Origin of the sequence: Pseudomonas sp. DG56-2, assembly GCF_004803755.1 — a bacterium.
Classification (GTDB): domain Bacteria; phylum Pseudomonadota; class Gammaproteobacteria; order Pseudomonadales; family Pseudomonadaceae; genus Aquipseudomonas; species Aquipseudomonas auratipiscis.
Genome location: NZ_CP032311.1, coordinates 1860517 through 1879927, shown reverse-complemented (window position 1 = coordinate 1879927; position 19411 = coordinate 1860517). Strand labels below are relative to the sequence as shown.

Below are 19411 nucleotides of genomic sequence, written 5' to 3'. Positions count from 1 at the left end.
TAGATAACACACCCCGACATTTAGGCCTAGTAAGCGCTGACGACCCTACGCGCTGAAGCACTCGAACCGGTCTGACCAGTTGTTGCTACCTTTCATCCAAAGACCTCTTGCAAAGCCCGAAAACCCGCGCATACACTAACTACGCACTGGACATACCGGTAAGACCACAATAATTAAGTCCTCCGCTCTTTCGCCCCTTCCAGGCATCGAAGCAAGGACACCGATCAGAGATCCCTCCCATGCTCAAATGGTGCTCGCGTTCGATCTTCCTCCAAGTAGTGCTCGGCCTGGTGCTAGGCGTCGCCTGTGGCCTCAGCTTTCCCGAAGTGTCCCTACAGTTGAAACCCTTGGGCGACGGCTTTATCAAGCTGATAAAAATGCTCATTGGACTGATCGTGTTCTGCGTTGTAGTCAGCGGTATTTCCGGTGCAGGCGACCTGAAGAAGGTTGGCCGCATCGGGCTTAAATCGGTCATCTATTTCGAGATCCTCACCACCATTGCCCTGGTCATCGGCCTGGTGTTTGCCTTTACCTCCGGAATCGGCAGTGGCGCCAACATCCACCTCGATCAACTCTCCACCGCTGAGGCTGGCAACCTGGCTGATCGCGGCCAGCACATCCACGGCACCGCGGCGTTTCTCATGGACCTGATCCCGACGTCGGTGATCGGTGCCTTCGCAGACAACAACATCCTGCAAGTGCTGCTGTTCTCGGTACTGTTCGGCAGCGCCTTGAACCTGGTAGGTGAAGCCGCCTCGGGCATCTCGCGACTGATCAACGAGCTGAGCCATGTGATCTTTCGCATCATGGGCATGATCGTGCGCCTGGCGCCGATCGGCGTGTTCGGTGCCATCGCGTTCACCACCAGCAAATATGGCCTCGAATCGCTGCAGCACCTGGGTGGCCTGGTCGCTTTGTTCTACCTGACCTGCACAGGTTTTGTGCTGCTGATTCTGGGTACCGTGATGCGCCTGTCGGGCCTGCGTATCCTGCCGTTCATCAAGTACCTGCGCGAAGAGTTGACCATTGTCCTGGGCACCGCATCCTCGGACGCCGTACTGCCGCAAATCATGCGCAAGCTGGAGCATCTGGGGATTGGCAATTCCACTGTCGGCCTGGTGATCCCGACCGGTTACTCCTTCAACCTTGATGGCTTCTCGATCTACCTGACGTTGGCTATTGTCTTTATTGCCAACGCTACCGGCACACCGCTGGCAATGACCGACCTGCTGACCATTTTGCTGGTATCGCTGATCACCTCCAAAGGTGCCCACGGTATTCCGGGCTCGGCGCTGGTAATTCTGGCGGCAACGCTAACGGCCATTCCTGCGATTCCGGTGGTGGGTCTGGTGCTGGTGCTGGCCGTGGACTGGTTCATGGGGATCGGCCGGGCGCTGACCAACCTGATCGGCAACTGCGTGGCCACCGTAGCCATCGGCCGTTGGGAAGGTGATATCGACATGGAGCGGGCCAATAATGTGCTGGCCGGTAAACAGGGTTTTGGTTTTGCCCAACGCAAGACACCCCACGCCCACCAACAAGAGTTCTGAGTGAAGTGGCCGGCGCCAAGGGTGCCGGCCACAGGAGCAAACCATGCAAGTGTTCTCATGGAGTGAACAGTGATTACTTCATCGACTGTAGTGAATTCGGTAGTGGAAAAACTTCGCCAAGCCCTGGCCCGAGGTCAATGGCGCTCCGGCGACATGCTTCCGGGCCAGCGCGAGTTGGCCGAACAATTGGGTATCAGCCGACCCAGCCTGCGAGAAGCGGTAACCGTCCTGGAGACCCTCGGTCTGGTGCGTTCGATGCCTGGTAAAGGCGTATTGGTGCTGGACGCCGAGCTGGCCGAAAGTGCCACACCACAGTCCGCGGTGGCAGAAGCCAGCCTGGAGGATGTCCTGCAACTGCGCTACACCCTGGAGCCGTTCATCGTCGGCCTGGTGGCCCAGTCTGTGAGCAGCAAGGAAATCGGCCAGCTACGCCTGACCCTGATGGACATGCGCGAAGCCCTCGACGCGCAAGACAGCGAAGCTGGGGTCAATGCCTACATCGCCTTCCATGAAGAGCTGTTCACCCTCACTGCCAACCCGATTTTCCAGAGTGTGGTGCAACAGACCAGCAATGCCCTCAAGCAAAGTGCTGCGGTGTTGCGCAACTCTCCTGAGCACCTGGCGGCGCGCCTGGAGGAAAACGAAGCAGTGGTACGCGCCATTCGCAACAAGAACAGCGCCCAGGCCAGCGCGCAAATGCGCCACCACATACTCCAGGAAGGTCGGCGCATGGGTATCGAACTGAATATCCCGGACGAACATCCGGTCATCTGACCCCAGGAGAGCATTGATGAACACCAGCGCCCAAGCGTCTGTGACCGCCCTGCCTGTCCTGCTTGCCCACGGCGAAGTGCGCCTGTCAGCCGAGCAGATCTATCCGCGCCTGTTCGATGCGATTCTTGAACAGCGCCTGGCACCGGGCAGTGCCTTGCCTGAACAGGCACTGGGTGAAGCGTTCGGCGTCAGCCGCACGGTGATTCGCCGGGTGTTGGGCCGCTTGTGCGATCAACAGGTAATCGTCCAGCGCCCCAGCCATACCGCCCGTCTGGCCGCGCCTGACCCACAACAGGCGCGACAAATCCTCAGCGCCCGACGCCTGGCCGAAACCACGTTGATCACCCTGGCGGCACAACGCTCGCGACCGGCCAAGATCCGCCAATTGCGCGAACTGGTCGCCCGTGAACGCCAGCACCATGAGCAAGGCCAGCGCTGCACGGCCATTCGCCTGGGCGGTGAATTCCACCTGAAACTGGCGGAGATCGCCAACAATGCCCCACTGACCCGCTTTCTCAATGGCTTGGTACCACAGACCTCATTGATCATCGCCCAATACGAAACGCGTCCCTGCAGTCACTGCGCCTGGCAAGAACATGCGGCCATCATCGATGCTCTGGAGCAGGGTGATGCCAGTGCTGCCCTGACCCTCATGCACGAGCATCTGGACCATATCGAAGCCAAACTCGATCTGCAGTCTGTGGTTGGCGACTGAAATGCGCACGCTGTTCGTCTATCCCCGGCTGCGGCTCGCGCCTGCACCTCGGCAACTGCCTATACTGAAAAATATTGAGAGATAATCCTGTCGCAAGGGGGTAGCGCTTGTGACCCCCCGTGCCCTTCTCTTTCTGTTGGTGATTCTGCTTGCACTAAGCGGTTGCGCCTCGCGACAAAAGCCCGTCGAACCTCCCCCGGTGCAACTGAGCCCTGCCACCTGGGAGCAGATCGACCGGGAAATCATCCAGGCCTCCCTGGCCAGTACCAGTTCAGTCAACGACTATGCCCGACGCTCCATGCGCGTATGGAGGGATCGCGTGCAGCAGTTCACCGAAAGCGAGTTCATTCCCTGGTTCACTGGTTACTGGACCCAGCAGTGGCTGACCATGAAAGTCGCTTGGTACAAAATGAACAGTGGCGATGGTAAAGACCCGCCAGAGAAGCGCCTGGCGCTTTATCTGCAAGAGCAGTATCACCGCCAGGTGCTCGACCAGGTCGCCAAGGAAATCGACCCCGAAGGGATTCGTGATCGCGCCATGGAACTGTATATCCAGCTACTGGGCCAGCAATTGCAGCAAATTGCCCAGCGTTATCGCGCACCGGCGCAGCAGTTTAATCTACGCCTGACGCGAATCCAGGCGATTAACCTCGGGCCGCCGGCCGCGCGCAATGCCTCGCTCTACCAGTTGCTTTTCAGCAAACCGCTTGCCGAGCAACCCGCTTATGCCGCCTTGGTCGGGCATATGCACAGTACAGTGCGCGCTGGCACCCAACGCTCGGATGTCGGCCTATCCTCGGTGGCCCAACAGGCCAGTGAAAAACTCGGCGCAACCCTGGCGCCGCGCGGTATCGCCAGCGCAGTGGCAACGGCGGTTGGCCGCGTTGCCGGCTCACTGATCTCAGTGGCCGCGGCGGGCTATGGCGTCATCACCCACAATCAGGAACAGCCCGCCATGATCGAGCAACTGCGGGTGATCCTCAATGTTGCGCTCAATGAGGAATGGCGAGAGCTGATGGACAACCGCAAGACTGGCGCCATGGCCGGGGTGTATTACTTGTCCGGCGAGATCGAGGAAGGCCTGCTCGGCACCCGGCGTATGGGCATTGAACCCGACAGCGGTTCGCTACGTATTGTGCTGCCGGCGCCGTAACCGGCCTCAAGCGACAGCGCGATTGTCATTTACCGCCTGAGCAGAGGTCGGCAGGCCAAAAATGCGATCGAACAGCCAGTTGTACACAAAGGTGTAGCAAGGAATCAGAATGATGAAAGCCAGGTCCACCAGGAAGGCTTCGACCAGACTCATGTCCAGCCACCAGGCAATCAGCGGGATCAGGTAAACCACTAATGTCAGCTGAAAACCGATGGCATGCGCCACGCGCCGGGCAACGCTGCGCCCACGCTTTACCTGACTGCTTTCCCAATACTCGAACAGCGTGTTGTAGATGAAGTTCCAGGCCATGGCGATGGTGGTGATCATCACCGCCAGCGGGCCGGTATTGCTTGGCGCCGTATCCGACAAATAGGCCAGGCCCAAGGTCGACATGCACAGGCCAATTGCTTCATAAGCGCTCACATAGACCAGTTTGCGTTTCACCCCTTGCACGTTACCACCTCAATTTCGTCATCAAACGCAGCCCATCCGGGTTGCAGAGGCGCGCAAGAGTGCGTCAATATTTCTGATAGAAAAAGTCAGCAGCTATCAATTTTACTGACAACAGGAAGTACCCTTTGAATTTCTCCAGTGACAACATCGAGCTTTTCCTTGCCGTACTTGATCGTGGCTCGTTCTCTGCCGCTGCGCGTGCCTTGGGCCGGGTGCCCTCGGCCATAAGCATGGCGATTGGCAACCTGGAGGCGGAATTGGGCTATCCGCTGTTCGAACGCACGCATCGAGAAACCCGTCCGACCGCCCTGGCCCAAGCCCTCGAACCCCATGCACGCATGATCGCTGGGCAACTGGAGCTGCTGCAGGTACATGCCCTTGAGCTGTCTCTGGGATTGGAGAGCACGCTGGCAATCAGCGTGGTCCCGGACATCGATCACCGTCCACTACTGACCGCGATCAAAGCCGTCAGCGAACGCTACCCATTACTGGACATCGAAATCCTCAACGCCCCACAGGAGCAGGCCCTACAGTTGCTGCAGCAGGGGCGAGTCAGTTTGTGCCTGGCTTTTGCCGGATTGACCGTCGATCCGCAGCAACGCTTCCAGAATATCGGCATGGAGTCATTGGTGGCAGTTATCTCGCCGCAGCACCCTGCCCTTGCGCACCACCCCCGGCAAATTGCCTACCTCGAAGACTTGGTCAATGTCCGGCAAATCCTGATAGCCAGCCACGATCTGCCGATCACCGATACACGCGCACTGATCGGCAAAGCCCAGTGGCGCACCGATAGTTTGAGCATGGCCTTGGAGATGGTAGAGGCGGGCCTGGGCTGGGGCGATTTTCCGTTGTCACGGGTTGCTCCGCTCCTCAAGGCCGGACGCTTGCTGCGCCTGGATTTCAACAACACCCGCAACGAACTGCAACTGCCCGTGCATGCCTTTTGGCGGCAAAGCCACCCCCTGCAGAAAGCGGCGCAAGAACTGGTCAGGATGCTCGGCGCATAAGGGTTTACCCGGCACCACTGGCAGAATAAACCTGACGTTCCCCTGCGGCATTCTGACTTTCAATTTTTCCAGACTGCGGCCGATAGCCTCATCGACAGGTACGAGCAACGCCAAAAGCACCGCTCGGCACTCCTCCTTACTGGCTAAAGGTCTCGCAACATGAACCTGAAATTTCGCCACAAGATCCTGCTGTGCGCCTGCGGCGTCGTGGTTCTGGCATTTGCTTTGTTCACCCTCTACAACGACTACCTGCAACGCAACACCATCCGGCAGAACATCGAGTCATCGGTCAAACAGGCCGGTGCATTGACCGCCAGCAGCGTGCAGAACTGGATGAGCGGCCGCATTCTGGTGCTTGAGAACCTGGCCCAGAACGTTGCCCATCAGGGTGCCAACGCCGACTTCGCCGGCCTTGTCGACCAGCGTTCGCTCACCAGCAACTTCCAGTTCACCTACGTGGGCCAGGCCAACGGTGTATTCACCCAGCGTCCGGACGCAAAAATGCCTGATGGCTACGACCCACGCCAGCGCCCTTGGTACACCGCTGCCGTGGCCGCCAACCAGCCTATGCTGACGCCACCCTACATGGCCGCAGTCGGTGGTTTGGTCGTAACGATTGCCATGCCGGTGAAAAGCAACGCCAGCGGTGAACTGCTCGGCGTAGTCGGCGGCGACCTGAGCCTGGCGAGTCTGGTCGATATCATCAACGCGGTGGACTTCGGTGGCATCGGCCACGCGTTCCTGGCTGATCGCAATGGCCAGGTTATCGTCAGCCCGAACAAAGACCAGGTGATGAAAAACCTCAAGGACATCTACCCTGGTAGCAACCTGCAAGTGGCACCAGGTATTCACGACGTGAACCTGGGCGGCGAAGCGCGAATCATCTCGTTCGCGCCGGTCAGCGGCCTGCCTTCCGCCGACTGGTACATCGGCCTGTCTATCGACAAGGACAAAGCCTACGTCGCCCTCAGCCAGTTCCGCACCTCTGCCATCATTGCCATGCTCATTGCCGTTGCCGCTATTGCTGGCCTGCTGAGCCTGCTGATTCCGGTGCTGATGCGTCCGCTGACCACCATGGGCCGCGCCATGAAGGACATCGCCCAAGGAGAAGGTGACCTGACCCGCCGCCTGGTAGTGGAAAACAAGGACGAATTCGGCGAACTGGCGGGTGCGTTCAACCAGTTCGTCGAGCGTATTCATGCCTCGATTGCCGAAGTATCCTCGGCCACCCGCCAGGTGCATGACCTTTCGGAGCGCGTGATGAGTGCGTCCAACGCCTCGATTGTCGGTTCCGAAGAACAAAGCATGCGCACCAACAGCGTGGCCGCTGCCATCAACGAGCTCGGTGCCGCTACCCAGGAAATCGCGCGCAACGCCGCCGATGCCTCGCAACACGCCAGCGGTGCCAGCGAACAAGCCAACGACGGTCGCCAGGTGGTGCAGGAAACCATCGCCGCGATGACCTCACTGTCGCAGAAAATCAGCGAATCCTGCGAACAGATCGAAACCCTCAATGCCAGCACCGACGACATCGGGCAGATTCTCGATGTGATCAAGGGTATCTCCCAGCAGACCAACCTGCTGGCCCTCAACGCGGCGATCGAAGCTGCCCGCGCTGGCGAAGCCGGCCGCGGTTTTGCCGTGGTCGCCGATGAGGTTCGCAACCTGGCCCACCGCACCCAGGAGTCGGCCGAAGAGATTCACAAAATGATCACCACCCTGCAGGTCGGTTCCCGCGAGGCGGTGCATAACATGAACGCCAGCCAGGTCTCGAGCGAGGAAAGCGTATCGGTTGCCAACCAGGCCGGTGAACGCCTGAGCAGCGTTACCCAGCGTATTGGCGAAATCGACGGCATGAACCAGTCGGTGGCCGCCGCGACCGAAGAGCAGACTGCCGTGGTCGAAAGCCTTAACCTGGACATCACCCAAATCAACGTGTTGAACCAGCAAGGCGTGGCCAACCTCAATGACACCCTGCTTCACTGCGATGCCCTGGCCCAACAGGCAGGTCGCCTCAAGCAACTGGTCGACAGCTTCAAAATTTAAAGCCAGCACCTGGCGAGGGCTTGCACAGCCCTCGCCAGGTGTCTGTCGCTACACCGCTACGGCGCGCTTGACCCTGCCCAGGCGTATCCAACCGATCAACACCGCCAGCATGACCACAAAGCCCAGGTAACCGAAGAGCGGATAAACCTGGCCGACCAGGCTGATGAAGCCGATCAGGCTACAGACAAACGCAGCCGCCCCTGCACCCACTGCCCCCACTTGAAAACTGCGAGTGCCTGCGGGCAACAGCCGCGCCAGAAACGAATAGAGCATGCCTACAGCGGTATTGACGATCATGCCGAAGATGATCACGCACATGATCACGCCAAGCGTTGGGGACAGCTCGCTGGCGATCGACAGCATCGGCATTGGCAAGTCGGCTACGGTATCCAGGCGCGCAAGCAGCCCGGCGCTCATTACCAGCATCAGTGCGCCCAGCCCTGCACCGCCGAGAATGCCGCCCCAAATAGCGGTTTTCTCCATACGTGCCGAGCCGCCAAGAATCGCCAGCATTGGCGCCCCGGCGACTACGTTGTAAGACACATAAAGGAAAGCCCCCAACAACCAATGGCTGGCACCTGCCTCCTGCTTGCTGGCGATCTGGTCCAGCGCGGTGAAACTCAAGTCGCGAGTGAGCACCGCGTACAGCGCGATCGCAGTGGCAGCCAGAATCAGGAAAGGCGTAACCGCACCAATCAGCACGATGACTTTTTGTACATCCAGGCACACCACCGCTACCACCAGCAGGGTGACCAGCACGCTGCCGGTCAGCGCCGGAATCCCAAACTGCTGCTCGAGCAAGGCGCCGCCCCCGGCGAGCATCACCACGGTGACCCCGAACATGAAGAAAGTAATCAGCAGATCGACGAACAGCCCCAGATAGCGGCCACAGATGGCATACACCACATCCTTGTGCGACGTGGCTTGCAGGCGATTACCCAACCCGGCCAGGGCCATACCGAGGAACGTGAACAGCGCTGCACTGACCAGCGTGCCGACCAATCCCCAGAGACCGAAGTTGACGAAAAACAGCAACAGTTCCCGCCCGGAGGCGAAACCTGCACCCACGATAACGCCAATAAAGGCGCCTGCAATTTTCAGCTGATCTTTCATCTCGAACCCTCTGGCATCTATGGCCCTGGCCGGGCCTTGTTGTTTTTTCCCAGTACCACGCAGGCAGGTGTGATCTCAGTCGTGGCCGATCCAGGCCTGCACTTCAATCTCCACATCGACCCCCAGGGCAAGCCCGGCGCTGACCGTCGAGCGCACGGGATAGCCATTGGCAAAGAAGCTTTTGTACACCTCGTTGAAGCCGGCGAAATGTGCCATGTCCGACAGCCATACCGTGGCCTTGATCACCTGATCAAAACCGACACCGCATTCGGCCAGGGTTTCACCAATACGCTCCAGCGTGGCCTGGGTCTGGGTCTGGATATCACCCTTGACCACCTCGCCTTGAGCATTCATGGGAATCTGGCCGGAGAGAAACAGAAAGCCGCCGACCTTTACCGCTTTAGAGAACGGGAATGGCAAGTGGCTGGGGATACGCTGGATAGTCGAGCTCATGGAAATGTCCTTGGATGATTAACGAAAACGGGCTGGCGACAAGCGTTGTGGCTCGACGCCCTCGCGGTGCAAGGCCGCAGGCAGGGGCTGACCGAGCAACAACGCACAGGCCAATTGCGAAACGCCCGCCGCCGACTGAATGCCATAGCCGCCCTGGGCGGCCAGCCAGAAAAACGCAGGATTGTGCGGGTCGGCGCCGATCACCAGATCGCCATCGGCCACGAATGAGCGCAGCCCGGCCCAGGTGTGGCTGGGGCGCCGGATAGTCAGGGTGGTCAAGGCTTCGATGTTGTAGATGCCGATTGCCACATCCAGTTCTTCAGGCACCACGTCCTGGGGTTCGACCGGATCGGCATTGGCAGGAGAACCGAGCAATTGCCCGGCGTCGGGTTTGAAATAGAAGCTCTCGTCCACCCCGATAACAGCCGGCCATTGCGCAAACTCATGCGCCTGCGGTCCTTCAAAGGTGAAGGCGCTGCGCCGGCACGGTTGCAGGCCAACGGTTGGCACGTCGCACAGCGTGGCAACCTGATCGGCCCAGGCGCCCGCGGCGTTGACCAACTGCCGAGCCTGGATAACGCTGCCGTCAGCCAGGTGCACGTGCCACAGACCGTCGGCAAAGCAGCCTGCTACCAGTTCGGCGTTGCAGCGCAACTCACCACCGGCCTGACGAAAGCCACGCAAAAAACCCTGATGCAGGGCATGCACGTCAAGGTCCATCGCCCCCGGCTCATGAATCGCACCCGCCAACGCGTCGCTGCGCAGGCTTGGCACCATTGCCAAGGCGGCCTCAGGATCAAGCAAGCGCACCTCGGTGCCGTTGGCCAGGTTCTGCGCATAGCTGCTCGCCAGCAACTCCCGCTGTTCGAGGCTGGCGACATACAGACAGCCGCGCGGCTCAAGCAAATGATGTTCACAGAAGCCTTCCGGCGGCGACTCATAGAACGCCCGGCTGGCACGCGTCAAGGCCTGGATCTGCGGGGTGCCATAGGCTTCCATGAACATCGCCGCCGAACGCCCGGTGGAGTGATAGCCCGGCTGCGCTTCACGCTCCAGCAACAGCACCCGCTGCTGGCCAGCCAGCCGGTAGCCCAGGGAAGCACCCGCTATACCGGCACCAATGATCACGCTGTCGAATAGTTGCGTCATAACCTTGCCATTGCCTGGTAAAGAATCCGAAATTATCACTTATGAGAATTCTAATATATGAGAATTTAGAAATACGCAAGCGGCCACGGTAAGATGCCCATCCGCGATGCCTGACCGAGATACTTGATGAGTGACCGCTCCCCTGCTGCTAACCGCCCCGGTGCACAGCCGCCGATTGACCGTACCGAAGTTGGTGCGCGCCTGCGCACGGTACGCAAAAGCCAGCAACTGACCCTCAAGCAATTATCGCAACGCTCCGGGGTGCCAGTATCGACCCTGTCGAAAATGGAACTGGCCCAGGTTTCAGTGAGCTACGAGAAACTCGCCGCGGCGGCGCGGGCTCTTAACGTCGACATCGCCCAGTTGTTCCGCTCCTCCGAAGCGGGTGATGTGCCAACCTCCACCACCGTGGTGGTTCACTCGCTGCCTACCGCTCCGGGCTACAGCACCGGAACATACGATTACCACCTGATCGCCGGCGAATTTCCCGAACGTTTAATGACCCCGATGTACGCGCGCATCATTGCCCGCGAACTTCAGCAGTTCGATGAATTCATTCGCCACCCTGGGCAGGAATTTGCCCTGGTACTCAGCGGTCGGGTCAGAATCGTATTCGAAACCGGAGAAGCCGTGAGCATCGGCGCACAAGAGACTGCTTACTTCAACAGCAACGTAGGCCACATCTACCTTTCCGAGAGCGAAGATGGCGGCGATGCGCAGGTGATGGTGGTCATGACCGACCGATAGCCCTTTCATCCCTTCGTCGTGATTACGGCTTGAGCTCGCCCCCAGCGGTTATAACCTAATAACGAACTAGTCTATTTGGCTATAAAAAAACCTTTATGCTGGCTCACATCCGATCACGGGCATGTTGGGCGTTTAGATAAATGATGGATGTAGGTTCTTTCGGCTTTACCATTGCAGGCCTCGTCGTAGGATTCATCGTCGGCATGACCGGCGTCGGCGGCGGCTCACTCATGACCCCCATCCTCCTTTGGTTCGGCATCAGCCCAGCCACCGCCGTGGGCACCGACCTGCTCTATGCCGCCATCACCAAAGCCAGCGGCGTCTGGGTGCATAGCAAACACAAAAACATCGACTGGAAAATCACCGGCTGGCTGACCTTGGGCAGCGTCCCTGCTGCAGCCGCCACCCTGTGGTTTCTCAGCACGCTGAACACCGACACCCAAGCCGCAAACGCCGTGATCAAACAAGGCCTGGCCGTGGTCCTGGTCCTCACCGCGCTGGCCATCCTGTTCAAAAGCAAACTGCAAGCCTTTGCCAGCAAACATGCCGGCGACCGCTATCACCTCAGCGGCACCAGCCTCAACCTGCTTACGGTGATCACCGGCGTGATTCTCGGTGTGATGGTCTCGCTGACCTCCATCGGCGCTGGTGCGCTGGGTACCGTGGCGTTGTTCCTGCTCTATCCCTACCTGGTCACCCGCCGCCTGGTCGGCACCGAAATCGCCCATGCCGTGCCCCTGACCCTGGTTGCAGGCCTGGGCCATGCCAGCATGGGCAATATGGACTGGTCGCTGCTGGGCTACCTGCTGCTAGGCTCACTGCCGGGCATCTACCTGGGCAGCCACCTGACCGGACGCATTTCCGACAGCGTCCTGCGCCCTTGCCTGGCCGGTATGCTGCTGATGATCGGATATAAACTGGCGTTTTGAACCGACAAACCAGCGATGCCGGTCAAAAGTAGGCATCGCTGGCCCTGGCCTGTCTGATTCGTTGATCTCGCGTCGCCGCCACCTGCTCGACCGACTGCAGTGAGCACGCCTGCTCCTTATAGCGATAACCGTCCTCTACGGGTCGAGCGACCGCTACCCCTCCTTTGGCCAACAGCGCCAGCCGTGTGCCAACCGGCAACCCGGACATCGCGCAGTCTTCAGGCCCGAGGTGAAAGGATGCATACACCAATGACTCGTGCAAAACCGACCGCAGCTTGCTGTTCACCACGTCGGAAAACACCAGAAGGATCACGGCGGTATAGATCACTCCGATCACACACGCTGCATGCAACCACTGACGTCGGTGCCAACCTGAGCCAGGAACGAAGAGGTTCCAGCAAATAGCGGTGGCGCGATTACGCCTCACTTGCTGCCTGAACACCGGCGCCGTCATACCGAACACCAAGGCGCCGATAAACATCGCCACGGGCAGTAGCAAACTCGTAGCCAAGTACCAGATGTAAACCAGATAAATGAATGTCAGGGTTTTCTGTGCACCGGGAAACTGCCCAGGCTCGATGCGCGTCTGCCCGAGGATGAAGGCGTCCGCTTCTGCGCTGGCGACCAGCCCCGCCGCTACCGTCAGCAATGCGGCCAGCACCGTCAACCAGCCCTTGTGCCGAGCATAGCGCTCTACCAGCCGCAGCAAGCGCACAGCCAATACGATCGACCCCAGGCTGAGCAGCGCAAACAGCCATTTCGCCAACGTCTTGTCGACAGTGCTGCCCAGCCACTGAAACATCATCATGACCTGCAAGACAATCGCACAGGTCATGACCAGCGCGGCCAGGTACTCATCGACGCCCCAGTCTTGCACACTGAAGTTCAGCTTCCAGCGAAAGTGACGGTTCTGGGTACGGATGAACAACGCCCGATGAATACTCCGATCCAACCAATAGACGCCCGCTGCAAAGAGCACATAGAGCGCGACATATCCCCACATCAGCCTCGGTTCCCCTTCCTGCCAGCGCAACGCGCCATAGCACACGAAGGGGTCATCCTAGATCAAAGCTGACCCGCCGTCTGAACGCAGTGACACCAACCTCAGGGCAATTTCGTATCGACAGATGTGCTGAAAGCGACTATCGATTGAACCTGTCCACCAAGGCATACATTTCATGCGCAGTCTGTTGCAACGCTCGACCGAGGGTAGCGGAGCTGGCGGCGATACCAACGTTCTGCTCCGACACCTGGGCAATGGTGGTGATTTGTCGACTAATGTCTTCGGCAACGTGCGCCTGTTGTTCGGAAGCGGCTGCCATCTGTTCTGTCATCTGATGGATACGCTCCACCGCCGTGCCGATACCGTCCAGGGCGTTTTGCGTGGCAATCACTTGATCGACCCCGGCGTGGGCCTCGTCACTGCCTTGACGAGCAATGTCCACCGCCTGATTAGCCGCGCTGTGCAATGACTGAATAATGCTCTGGATCGTCTCGGTTGACTCCTGGGTCTTGAATGCCAGGGCCCGCACTTCGTCGGCGACAACGGCGAAACCACGCCCCTGCTCGCCGGCCCTGGCTGCCTCGATCGCAGCGTTGAGAGCCAAAAGGTTGGTCTGGTCGGCGATCTGTCGAATCATGTTCGAGGCGATCTGGATCGACTGGGTTTCCCCGGCGAAGTGCTCTACCGACTGGCTGATCTGATTAACCGTCTGCTGCAAGGTCTCGATGACCAGGCGCGTCTTGCCTGCCTCCTGTGAACCAACCTGAGTCAGCTGGTTGACGTCCTCGGCTTCGCGGGCCGTGTCGTGAATATGGGTCGACACCTCGGCAATCGAGGCGGCCATCTGAGTCATGGCGGTGGCAGCCATGTCTGTTTCGTCACGCTGACGTTGCAGCGACACCTCTGACGCCTGGGCCAACTGGCCACTTTCGGCGGCCATGGTTTCGGTCTGATTGGCGTAGTCCCCCGAGCGACTCAGCGCAGTGCGACCTTTGGCCTGCTCGCTGATCAGCGCCATCATCAATTGCGCCAAAGGGCCCTGCTGATCGGTGTAGGTGCGGGCGATCAACTCGCTGTCGAAACTCTCGGCGGTCAAACGCCGGGCTTGTGCGAACTTATGCTGCATGCGCCAATGAGCCGCTATCTGCATACCGATAAAACCACAGACCAGCACCGCAATAGCCGCCCAGCTGTCCAGATAAACCACGGCGGCAATGGCCGGCACGCCCAGCGCAATCGGCGCCAGGCCATGCTCCAGTGCAGTTGCAGCAAAGCGCTTGATGTTCCAACTGCGTTTACCTGTACGCATGCGTTCATACAGCGCAGAGGCACGTTCGATATCGGCTCGCCGCGGCTTGACTCGCACCGATTCGTAACCCACCACAATCGCGCCATCGAGGATCGGGGTGACGTAGGCACTGACCCAATAGTGATCGCCGTTGCGGCAGCGATTCTTGACAATGCCCATCCAGCTTTTACCGTCCTTCAAATACGACCACATGTGAGCGAAGACTGATTCTGGCATGTCCGGGTGACGCACAATGTTATGCGCACTGCCAATCAGCTCCTCGCGACTGAAGCCGCTGATGGCCACGAATTCGTCGTTGCAATAAGTAAGGTTGCCGTGCAGGTCGGTGGCGGATATCAGCCGCTGTTCGTTCTGGAAAATGACTTCCTGCTGGGTGACCGGCAGATTGGTTCTCATACGCTGGTATCCGTTTGTGCTTGGATCAATTCAGGTGCAATTACCCTCATTGTAGGTATGGCCATTAGCCATTCCTCATCAATAGAGAGGACACTGCTATAACGATAAGGAATAGCGGGTTAGACAGCCTGTGCTTCATTCGCAGCCATCTGATTGGTCAAGGTCAGGCACTCTTTGAACAGCCTGGCGGCGGGGTCGAGATTGCGATTGGCAGCATAAAAGCAGCCGATACTGCCAAAGCTCATCGGCTTGCCCAGATCAAACGCCTTGAGCTTGCCGCCATGGGCCAACTGCTGAGCGGTTTGCAGGGAAAAGAAGCTGATCGTCTGCTGATCCTGGATCAATTCGTAGTTAGTCAGGGCAGCAACCGACTCGATGACGTTGACCGGCGGGCCAAGGTCGAGCTCTTCGAACAGGCGATCGACCGTGCGCCGCAGCAGGCCACTTCGCGGGGGCAGAATCCAGGGAAAAGGATGCAAGTCAGCCAGGCTCAGCGGTTGGCTGCTGCGATGTAATGGATGCTCGGCGCCGGCCACCACACACAACCCTTCTTCGCCCAACACATCTACCTTCAACCGCGTCTCGTACTCATGCCGGTGCCAATCATCGGGAATTCGACCCACGACAATATCCAGTTCACCGGCCAGCAAACTGGAGAACAATTGATCCATATGCCCGACACGCACGGTCACCAGTACACCGGGCGCACTCTCCTTGAGCAGCCGCAGCGTATGAGGCACCAGCAAAGCAGAGGAAGAAGTCAACGAGCCGACCATGACCTGCCCCGTGGTTCCGCTGTGGTAAGCGTTGACCTCATCGGTCAGGCTGCGTAGCTCAGTGAGCATCGCATGGGCCCGACGCACCACCACCCCTCCCAATTCAGTGGCGCGCACACCGCGGTTGCCTCGCACCAGCAAGGCCGCGCCGAGAAAAGCTTCCAGTTCATGAATGATCTTGGTGACAGCCGGCTGGGTAAGATTCAATGCCTGGGCAGCGCCGACCAGCGAGCCACTGCGCAGCACCTGGTCGAAGACCACCAATTGATAAAGTTTGAGTTTTCGGGCGACAGAAACAACGGTTGACTTCATGGGTAAAACCTAATGACTATCGAGCGTTATCCGCGACTTGAAACGGTGCTCGATATACTGGGCGGCTCCCTATTATTTTATTAACCCCCACACCGAAAACATCAAGGCGGTGTGGGCATCAGCACTTCCTTTCATTTCAATATAGAGGGGGTGCGAATGTAGAAATTGACCCAGATCATCGCTTTGAACGCGAAAAATATATATGCAAAGTGCTTATAAAAAACACAAAAATCATACACAATGGAATTCTCTGCGAATTTTAAATTCTAAAGTTTAATCCTGGAAATCAATATAATCGACACAGATATAAATAAATGGAATATCTGCGCTGTGGTTATTCAAAAAAACCAGACTACCAGCGTGTCAGGCGGCCCTCTGCGTAGCTCCTTGGCTAATGAAGGCCCGCCGCCTTGCAGGCCTCGACAAAGGTTGCGCCTGCTCGGTAACCTCGGGCGCCCTACTCGATGCGCCAACTCGGCCAGCAGGTACGGTATTTTCCAGAACACCAGCACGCGGTGGATATACCAGAATCGCAAAGGCCATGGGGTCATTCAATGGAGTAGGAAAAAATTCAGGATAAAATAATAAACCGTATAAAACGATAAGAACCGGGGCTATAAAAACTCGGCTTTGTCTTTACCTTTGTGTAATCCGAAAATCTTCAACTTAGCCGCGACAACCATGCCCCCTTAATCATTGCGAACAGAGCGAATGAGCAGTTTGAAATGCGCGATATGGCCGCCGCAATCATAGGCTTGTCCTTAAGCGCCATAAAGAATAAACGTATGGATCAGCCTGACGCCGATCCATACGCTGATATCGCTACGCCTTAGCCTGCGACGGGTGCACGCCAGTCATCGGAGCCAGAAGTGCCAGACACTTCGTGGGTCCAGGTGATTTTGCGGTAGGTGAAATGCACGTCTTCCAGATGAGTGAAGTGTGCGTTGGAAGGATCTTGACAGTTGTGCATGTAGTCTTTGATATCGACGATGATCGCGTCTTCCAGGAGGGTGGTGTAATAGTGCTCCTGGGTGCCGGCTGCCGAGGTACGGAACCACTGGATTTCGATTTTGGTCAGTCGCTCGCCGGAAGTCAGTGCCGCCAGCAGCAAAGGCGAAGCCTTGTCGAATACCTTGGTGATGACCACCGGCTTGTGTACACGCTGACCGGTTGGCTGGCCGGACTGCGGATCACGCGGAATGATCACTTCGTGCTGGAAACCCTGGACCATGACCTGGTCTTCGTGACCTTCCTGGTAGGTGTTACCAACAGAATCTGCGGTGAAGGCACCGGCGGTGATCAGGCCTTGTTTGGTACCCGTTACGGACATGTAGGCAGGTGTTGCCATTGTTGCTCTCCTTGCTGAAAAATGAAATTCCCAAGGGTGTATTTTCCACTGGGGACATCATTTACTTGCCAAGGATCGTGCCAAATTAGCCAAGAAGCCCAGAGAGCGGGCGTTTCATTGATGAAGCTTATTTACCAGACCTCTTTTCACCCGTAATTTAGGTAAAAAGTGCGCAACTTCTTGCGCACCAATGCGCAAGAAGTTGCGCAGTCGACTGTACGCCACGCAACACAAGGCCTGGAGCAGTACAGTCGCCGTTTTGTTCACGTTTTGGTGTGCAAAAAGTTGCGCATAAAGGCTTAGCGCCATCGCCGGAAAAGAACGGATTCTCACACTGCAAAATGCAACTAGAAAAGCGACGCTATTGGGCGTAGCGCAGAGGCAGCGCTGCGCGCATGTGCCCGACCGCAGAAACCCTGATTCCTGATAAACTGCCCACCTCGTTGTACACGCTCCGACTCACGTCACAGTCGCATCAATACAGAAACCGCTAATGCCCCTAGATACTGCTTTCGACCCTCAGCCGACGTTCGCAAGGGGCTTAATTCGCCCAGACAGAGCTTGAAAGGTGTTTAGAGAAACCTCTGCGTCGGCACAGTATCACGGCGCAATTGCCATCACCTTAGCCATCCGAATACAATCGCGATTAATTCTTATCCGCATCGTTATTTTGTAAAAGGAAGATCCGGGTGTCTCGCGCCTCGCTGCACGATGAAATGCACTGCCTCTATCGCGATCACGCCGGCTGGCTGCAAGGCTGGCTACGCAAACGCTTGGGCGATCGGCAGCGTGCGGAGGACATTTCCCATGACACCTTCGTCCGCTTGATCGCCTCCACCGTGGCCCATCCATTACGCGAGCCACGCTGCTTTCTGGCGACCGTGGCCAAGCGGGTGATGGTTGATCATCTGCGTCGGCGTAGCCTGGAGCAGGCCTATCTGGAAGCCCTGGCGCAGGAACCGGAACTGCAGGAGTGCTCGCCGGAAAAGCGCCTGCTAATGCTGGAAACCCTGCTGCAACTTGACGCCATGCTCGACGGCCTCGGCCTCAAGGTGCGCCAGGCGTTTCTGTTCGCGCAACTGGAAGGCCTGAGCTATGCCGAGATCGCCCAGCGTCTGGATGTTTCCGTCAGTTCGGTGACCAAGTACATAGCCAAGGCCACCGAGCAGTGCCTGCTGTTCGCCCTGGATGCCGAAGGGTGAACAATCCCGCCGAACAACGCCTGGCGCTGCGTGATGCTGCCCAATGGCATGCGCGCCTCGGCGCCGCGCCGGATTGCCGGAGCACCCAGCAGCAATGGCAGCTCTGGCACCAACAGAACACCTTGCACCAATGGGCCTGGCAGCGCCTGGAAAATCTACAGGCTGAATTCCACGGTCTGCCGGGGCCGTTGGCGCGTCGCGCCATGGGCGGGAGTGTGCAGGCGACTCGGCGCACGCTGCTCAAGGGCCTTGTACTCGGCCTGGGCGTTTCCGGCCTGGCCTGGACGGGCTATCGGCAGACGCCGATCTGGCTCGCCGATCAACGCACCGCCACCGGCGAGCGACGCAGCCTGACCCTGCCGGACGGCACCCGGCTGACCCTCAATACCGCCAGCGCGGTGGATATCCGTTTCGACGCCGAACAGCGGCTGATCATCCTGCGTGCAGGTGAGATTCTCGTCCAGACGGCCAAGGATTCGCGCCCGTTCAAGGTGCGCAGCGCCCATGGCGAGATGCGCTCCTTGGGCACGCGTTTCAACGTGCGTCAGTATGAAGATCGCACCGCACTCAGTGTGCTGGAGCATGCCGTTGCCGTGCGCAACGCCCCGGGTCGTGAAGAAGTCCGTGTCGAGAGCGGCATGGGGCTCGACTTCGCCGCTGGCGCATTGGCCGCCCCGCACCCTATCGATACCAATCAGAGCGCCTGGAGCCAAGGGCGCCTGGTGATCGATGACTGGCGTCTGGATCGCACCCTGGCCGAATTGCAGCGCTACCGTCCTGGTGTTATCACGTGTGCCGATGAGGTCGCCGGCCTGCGTCTGTCCGGCACCTACCCGCTGGACGATACCGATCGCGCCTTGACCGTCATCGCCCAGGCGCTGCCGGTGCGCATCGAAACCCGTACGCGCTACTGGGTGAGCATCAAAGCGCGCAAGTGAAAATATTTTTCATTATCGATTGTCGGTTTTCCAACCTC

The 19411-nt window shown here is 58.5% G+C and carries 17 protein-coding genes and 3 pseudogenes; 11 read left to right on the top strand and 9 right to left on the bottom strand.

What is annotated here, in order from left to right:
- Positions 1–239 precede the first annotated feature (239 nt).
- The 4 genes from D3Z90_RS08735 to D3Z90_RS08720 all read left to right on the top strand — a co-directional run bounded on the left by D3Z90_RS08735 (position 240) and on the right by D3Z90_RS08720 (position 4192).
- The gene (locus D3Z90_RS08735; protein WP_136475358.1) at positions 240–1550 is read left to right on the top strand and encodes a C4-dicarboxylate transporter DctA; all 1311 of its coding nucleotides are present in this window, start codon (positions 240–242) and stop codon (positions 1548–1550) included.
- 69 nt (positions 1551–1619) lie between these two features.
- Positions 1620–2324 (top strand): FadR/GntR family transcriptional regulator, encoded by a 705-nt coding sequence (locus tag D3Z90_RS08730; RefSeq protein ID WP_136475357.1) that lies wholly within the window; start codon positions 1620–1622, stop codon positions 2322–2324.
- Positions 2325–2340: 16 nt separating this feature from the next.
- Positions 2341–3039 (top strand): GntR family transcriptional regulator, encoded by a 699-nt coding sequence (locus tag D3Z90_RS08725; RefSeq protein WP_136475356.1) that lies wholly within the window; start codon positions 2341–2343, stop codon positions 3037–3039.
- A 109-nt stretch (positions 3040–3148) separates the two neighbouring features.
- Positions 3149–4192, top strand: coding sequence for a hypothetical protein (locus D3Z90_RS08720; protein WP_256658336.1), 1044 nt, complete (start codon positions 3149–3151; stop codon positions 4190–4192).
- A gap of 6 nt (positions 4193–4198) precedes the next feature.
- Here the strand turns inward: D3Z90_RS08720 and D3Z90_RS08715 are convergent, their stop codons facing one another.
- Positions 4199–4645, bottom strand: coding sequence for a PACE efflux transporter (locus D3Z90_RS08715; RefSeq protein WP_136475355.1), 447 nt, complete (start codon positions 4643–4645; stop codon positions 4199–4201).
- Positions 4646–4770: 125 nt separating this feature from the next.
- Here D3Z90_RS08715 and D3Z90_RS08710 point away from each other — a divergent pair, with 125 nt between their 5' ends.
- From D3Z90_RS08710 to D3Z90_RS27320, 3 genes and pseudogenes are all read left to right on the top strand, one after another.
- Positions 4771–5652 (top strand): LysR family transcriptional regulator, encoded by an 882-nt coding sequence (locus D3Z90_RS08710; RefSeq protein WP_136475354.1) that lies wholly within the window; start codon positions 4771–4773, stop codon positions 5650–5652.
- Between the two features lie 159 nt (positions 5653–5811).
- Positions 5812–6843: pseudogene (locus tag D3Z90_RS27325) on the top strand (cache domain-containing protein); the annotation flags it as partial.
- 69 nt (positions 6844–6912) lie between these two features.
- Positions 6913–7698, top strand: coding sequence for a methyl-accepting chemotaxis protein (locus D3Z90_RS27320; RefSeq protein ID WP_371922314.1), 786 nt, complete (start codon positions 6913–6915; stop codon positions 7696–7698).
- A 48-nt stretch (positions 7699–7746) separates the two neighbouring features.
- Here the strand turns inward: D3Z90_RS27320 and D3Z90_RS08700 are convergent, their stop codons facing one another.
- The 3 genes from D3Z90_RS08700 to D3Z90_RS08690 all read right to left on the bottom strand — a co-directional run bounded on the left by D3Z90_RS08700 (position 7747) and on the right by D3Z90_RS08690 (position 10413).
- Positions 7747–8811, bottom strand: a complete 1065-nt coding sequence (locus tag D3Z90_RS08700; RefSeq protein ID WP_136475352.1) for a hypothetical protein — start codon at positions 8809–8811, stop codon at positions 7747–7749.
- 75 nt (positions 8812–8886) lie between these two features.
- A complete protein-coding gene (locus tag D3Z90_RS08695; protein ID WP_136475351.1) occupies positions 8887–9264 on the bottom strand; it encodes a RidA family protein in 378 nt (125 codons plus the stop codon).
- Positions 9265–9282: 18 nt separating this feature from the next.
- Positions 9283–10413 (bottom strand): FAD-binding oxidoreductase, encoded by a 1131-nt coding sequence (locus D3Z90_RS08690; RefSeq protein ID WP_136475350.1) that lies wholly within the window; start codon positions 10411–10413, stop codon positions 9283–9285.
- A gap of 126 nt (positions 10414–10539) precedes the next feature.
- On the opposite strand from D3Z90_RS08690, the gene D3Z90_RS08685 reads away from it, so the two are divergent.
- Together D3Z90_RS08685 and D3Z90_RS08680 are read left to right on the top strand one after the other, a co-directional pair.
- Complete coding sequence (locus tag D3Z90_RS08685) at positions 10540–11160, top strand: helix-turn-helix domain-containing protein (RefSeq protein WP_136475349.1); 621 nt, start codon at positions 10540–10542, stop codon at positions 11158–11160.
- Between the two features lie 143 nt (positions 11161–11303).
- Complete coding sequence (locus D3Z90_RS08680) at positions 11304–12089, top strand: sulfite exporter TauE/SafE family protein (RefSeq protein ID WP_136478901.1); 786 nt, start codon at positions 11304–11306, stop codon at positions 12087–12089.
- Between the two features lie 22 nt (positions 12090–12111).
- Here D3Z90_RS08680 and D3Z90_RS08675 read toward each other — a convergent pair whose 3' ends face one another.
- The 5 genes and pseudogenes from D3Z90_RS08675 to D3Z90_RS08660 all read right to left on the bottom strand — a co-directional run bounded on the left by D3Z90_RS08675 (position 12112) and on the right by D3Z90_RS08660 (position 17233).
- On the bottom strand, positions 12112–13092 hold the full coding sequence (locus tag D3Z90_RS08675) for a hypothetical protein (protein ID WP_136475348.1): 981 nt from the start codon (positions 13090–13092) through the stop codon (positions 12112–12114).
- 139 nt (positions 13093–13231) lie between these two features.
- Positions 13232–14179 (bottom strand): annotated as a pseudogene (locus D3Z90_RS27315) (methyl-accepting chemotaxis protein); the annotation flags it as partial.
- 312 nt (positions 14180–14491) lie between these two features.
- A pseudogene (locus tag D3Z90_RS27310) lies at positions 14492–14797 on the bottom strand (PAS domain-containing protein); the annotation flags it as partial.
- A gap of 119 nt (positions 14798–14916) precedes the next feature.
- Entirely contained in the window at positions 14917–15885 is a 969-nt protein-coding gene (locus D3Z90_RS08665) for a LysR substrate-binding domain-containing protein (RefSeq protein ID WP_136475346.1), read from the bottom strand.
- Positions 15886–16714: 829 nt separating this feature from the next.
- The gene (locus tag D3Z90_RS08660) at positions 16715–17233 is read right to left on the bottom strand and encodes an Hcp family type VI secretion system effector (RefSeq protein WP_136475345.1); all 519 of its coding nucleotides are present in this window, start codon (positions 17231–17233) and stop codon (positions 16715–16717) included.
- Positions 17234–17949: 716 nt separating this feature from the next.
- Between D3Z90_RS08660 and D3Z90_RS08655 the strand changes: the two genes are divergently transcribed.
- Positions 17950–18435, top strand: a complete 486-nt coding sequence (locus D3Z90_RS08655; RefSeq protein WP_136478900.1) for a sigma-70 family RNA polymerase sigma factor — start codon at positions 17950–17952, stop codon at positions 18433–18435.
- Positions 18432–19373 carry a FecR domain-containing protein gene (locus tag D3Z90_RS08650; protein WP_136475344.1) on the top strand — a complete coding sequence of 314 codons (942 nt, stop codon included), beginning with the start codon at positions 18432–18434 and terminating at the stop codon, positions 19371–19373. The genes D3Z90_RS08655 and D3Z90_RS08650 overlap by 4 nt, the downstream gene beginning before the upstream one ends.
- Positions 19374–19411: the final 38 nt, after the last annotated feature.

What these genes read in the sequence shown, in the direction of transcription:
- D3Z90_RS08735 (WP_136475358.1), top strand. Translation starts at nt 240, where the DNA reads ATGCTCAAATGGTGCTCGCGTTCGATCTTCCTCCAAGTAGTGCTCGGC.
- D3Z90_RS08725 (WP_136475356.1), top strand. Translation starts at nt 2,341, where the DNA reads ATGAACACCAGCGCCCAAGCGTCTGTGACCGCCCTGCCTGTCCTGCTT.
- D3Z90_RS27320 (WP_371922314.1), top strand. Translation starts at nt 6,913, where the DNA reads ATGAGTGCGTCCAACGCCTCGATTGTCGGTTCCGAAGAACAAAGCATG.
- D3Z90_RS08700 (WP_136475352.1), bottom strand. Translation starts at nt 8,811, where the DNA reads ATGAAAGATCAGCTGAAAATTGCAGGCGCCTTTATTGGCGTTATCGTG.
- D3Z90_RS08695 (WP_136475351.1), bottom strand. Translation starts at nt 9,264, where the DNA reads ATGAGCTCGACTATCCAGCGTATCCCCAGCCACTTGCCATTCCCGTTC.
- D3Z90_RS08690 (WP_136475350.1), bottom strand. Translation starts at nt 10,413, where the DNA reads ATGACGCAACTATTCGACAGCGTGATCATTGGTGCCGGTATAGCGGGT.
- D3Z90_RS08685 (WP_136475349.1), top strand. Translation starts at nt 10,540, where the DNA reads ATGAGTGACCGCTCCCCTGCTGCTAACCGCCCCGGTGCACAGCCGCCG.
- D3Z90_RS08680 (WP_136478901.1), top strand. Translation starts at nt 11,304, where the DNA reads ATGGATGTAGGTTCTTTCGGCTTTACCATTGCAGGCCTCGTCGTAGGA.
- D3Z90_RS08675 (WP_136475348.1), bottom strand. Translation starts at nt 13,092, where the DNA reads ATGTGGGGATATGTCGCGCTCTATGTGCTCTTTGCAGCGGGCGTCTAT.
- D3Z90_RS08665 (WP_136475346.1), bottom strand. Translation starts at nt 15,885, where the DNA reads ATGAAGTCAACCGTTGTTTCTGTCGCCCGAAAACTCAAACTTTATCAA.
- D3Z90_RS08660 (WP_136475345.1), bottom strand. Translation starts at nt 17,233, where the DNA reads ATGGCAACACCTGCCTACATGTCCGTAACGGGTACCAAACAAGGCCTG.
- D3Z90_RS08655 (WP_136478900.1), top strand. Translation starts at nt 17,950, where the DNA reads ATGCACTGCCTCTATCGCGATCACGCCGGCTGGCTGCAAGGCTGGCTA.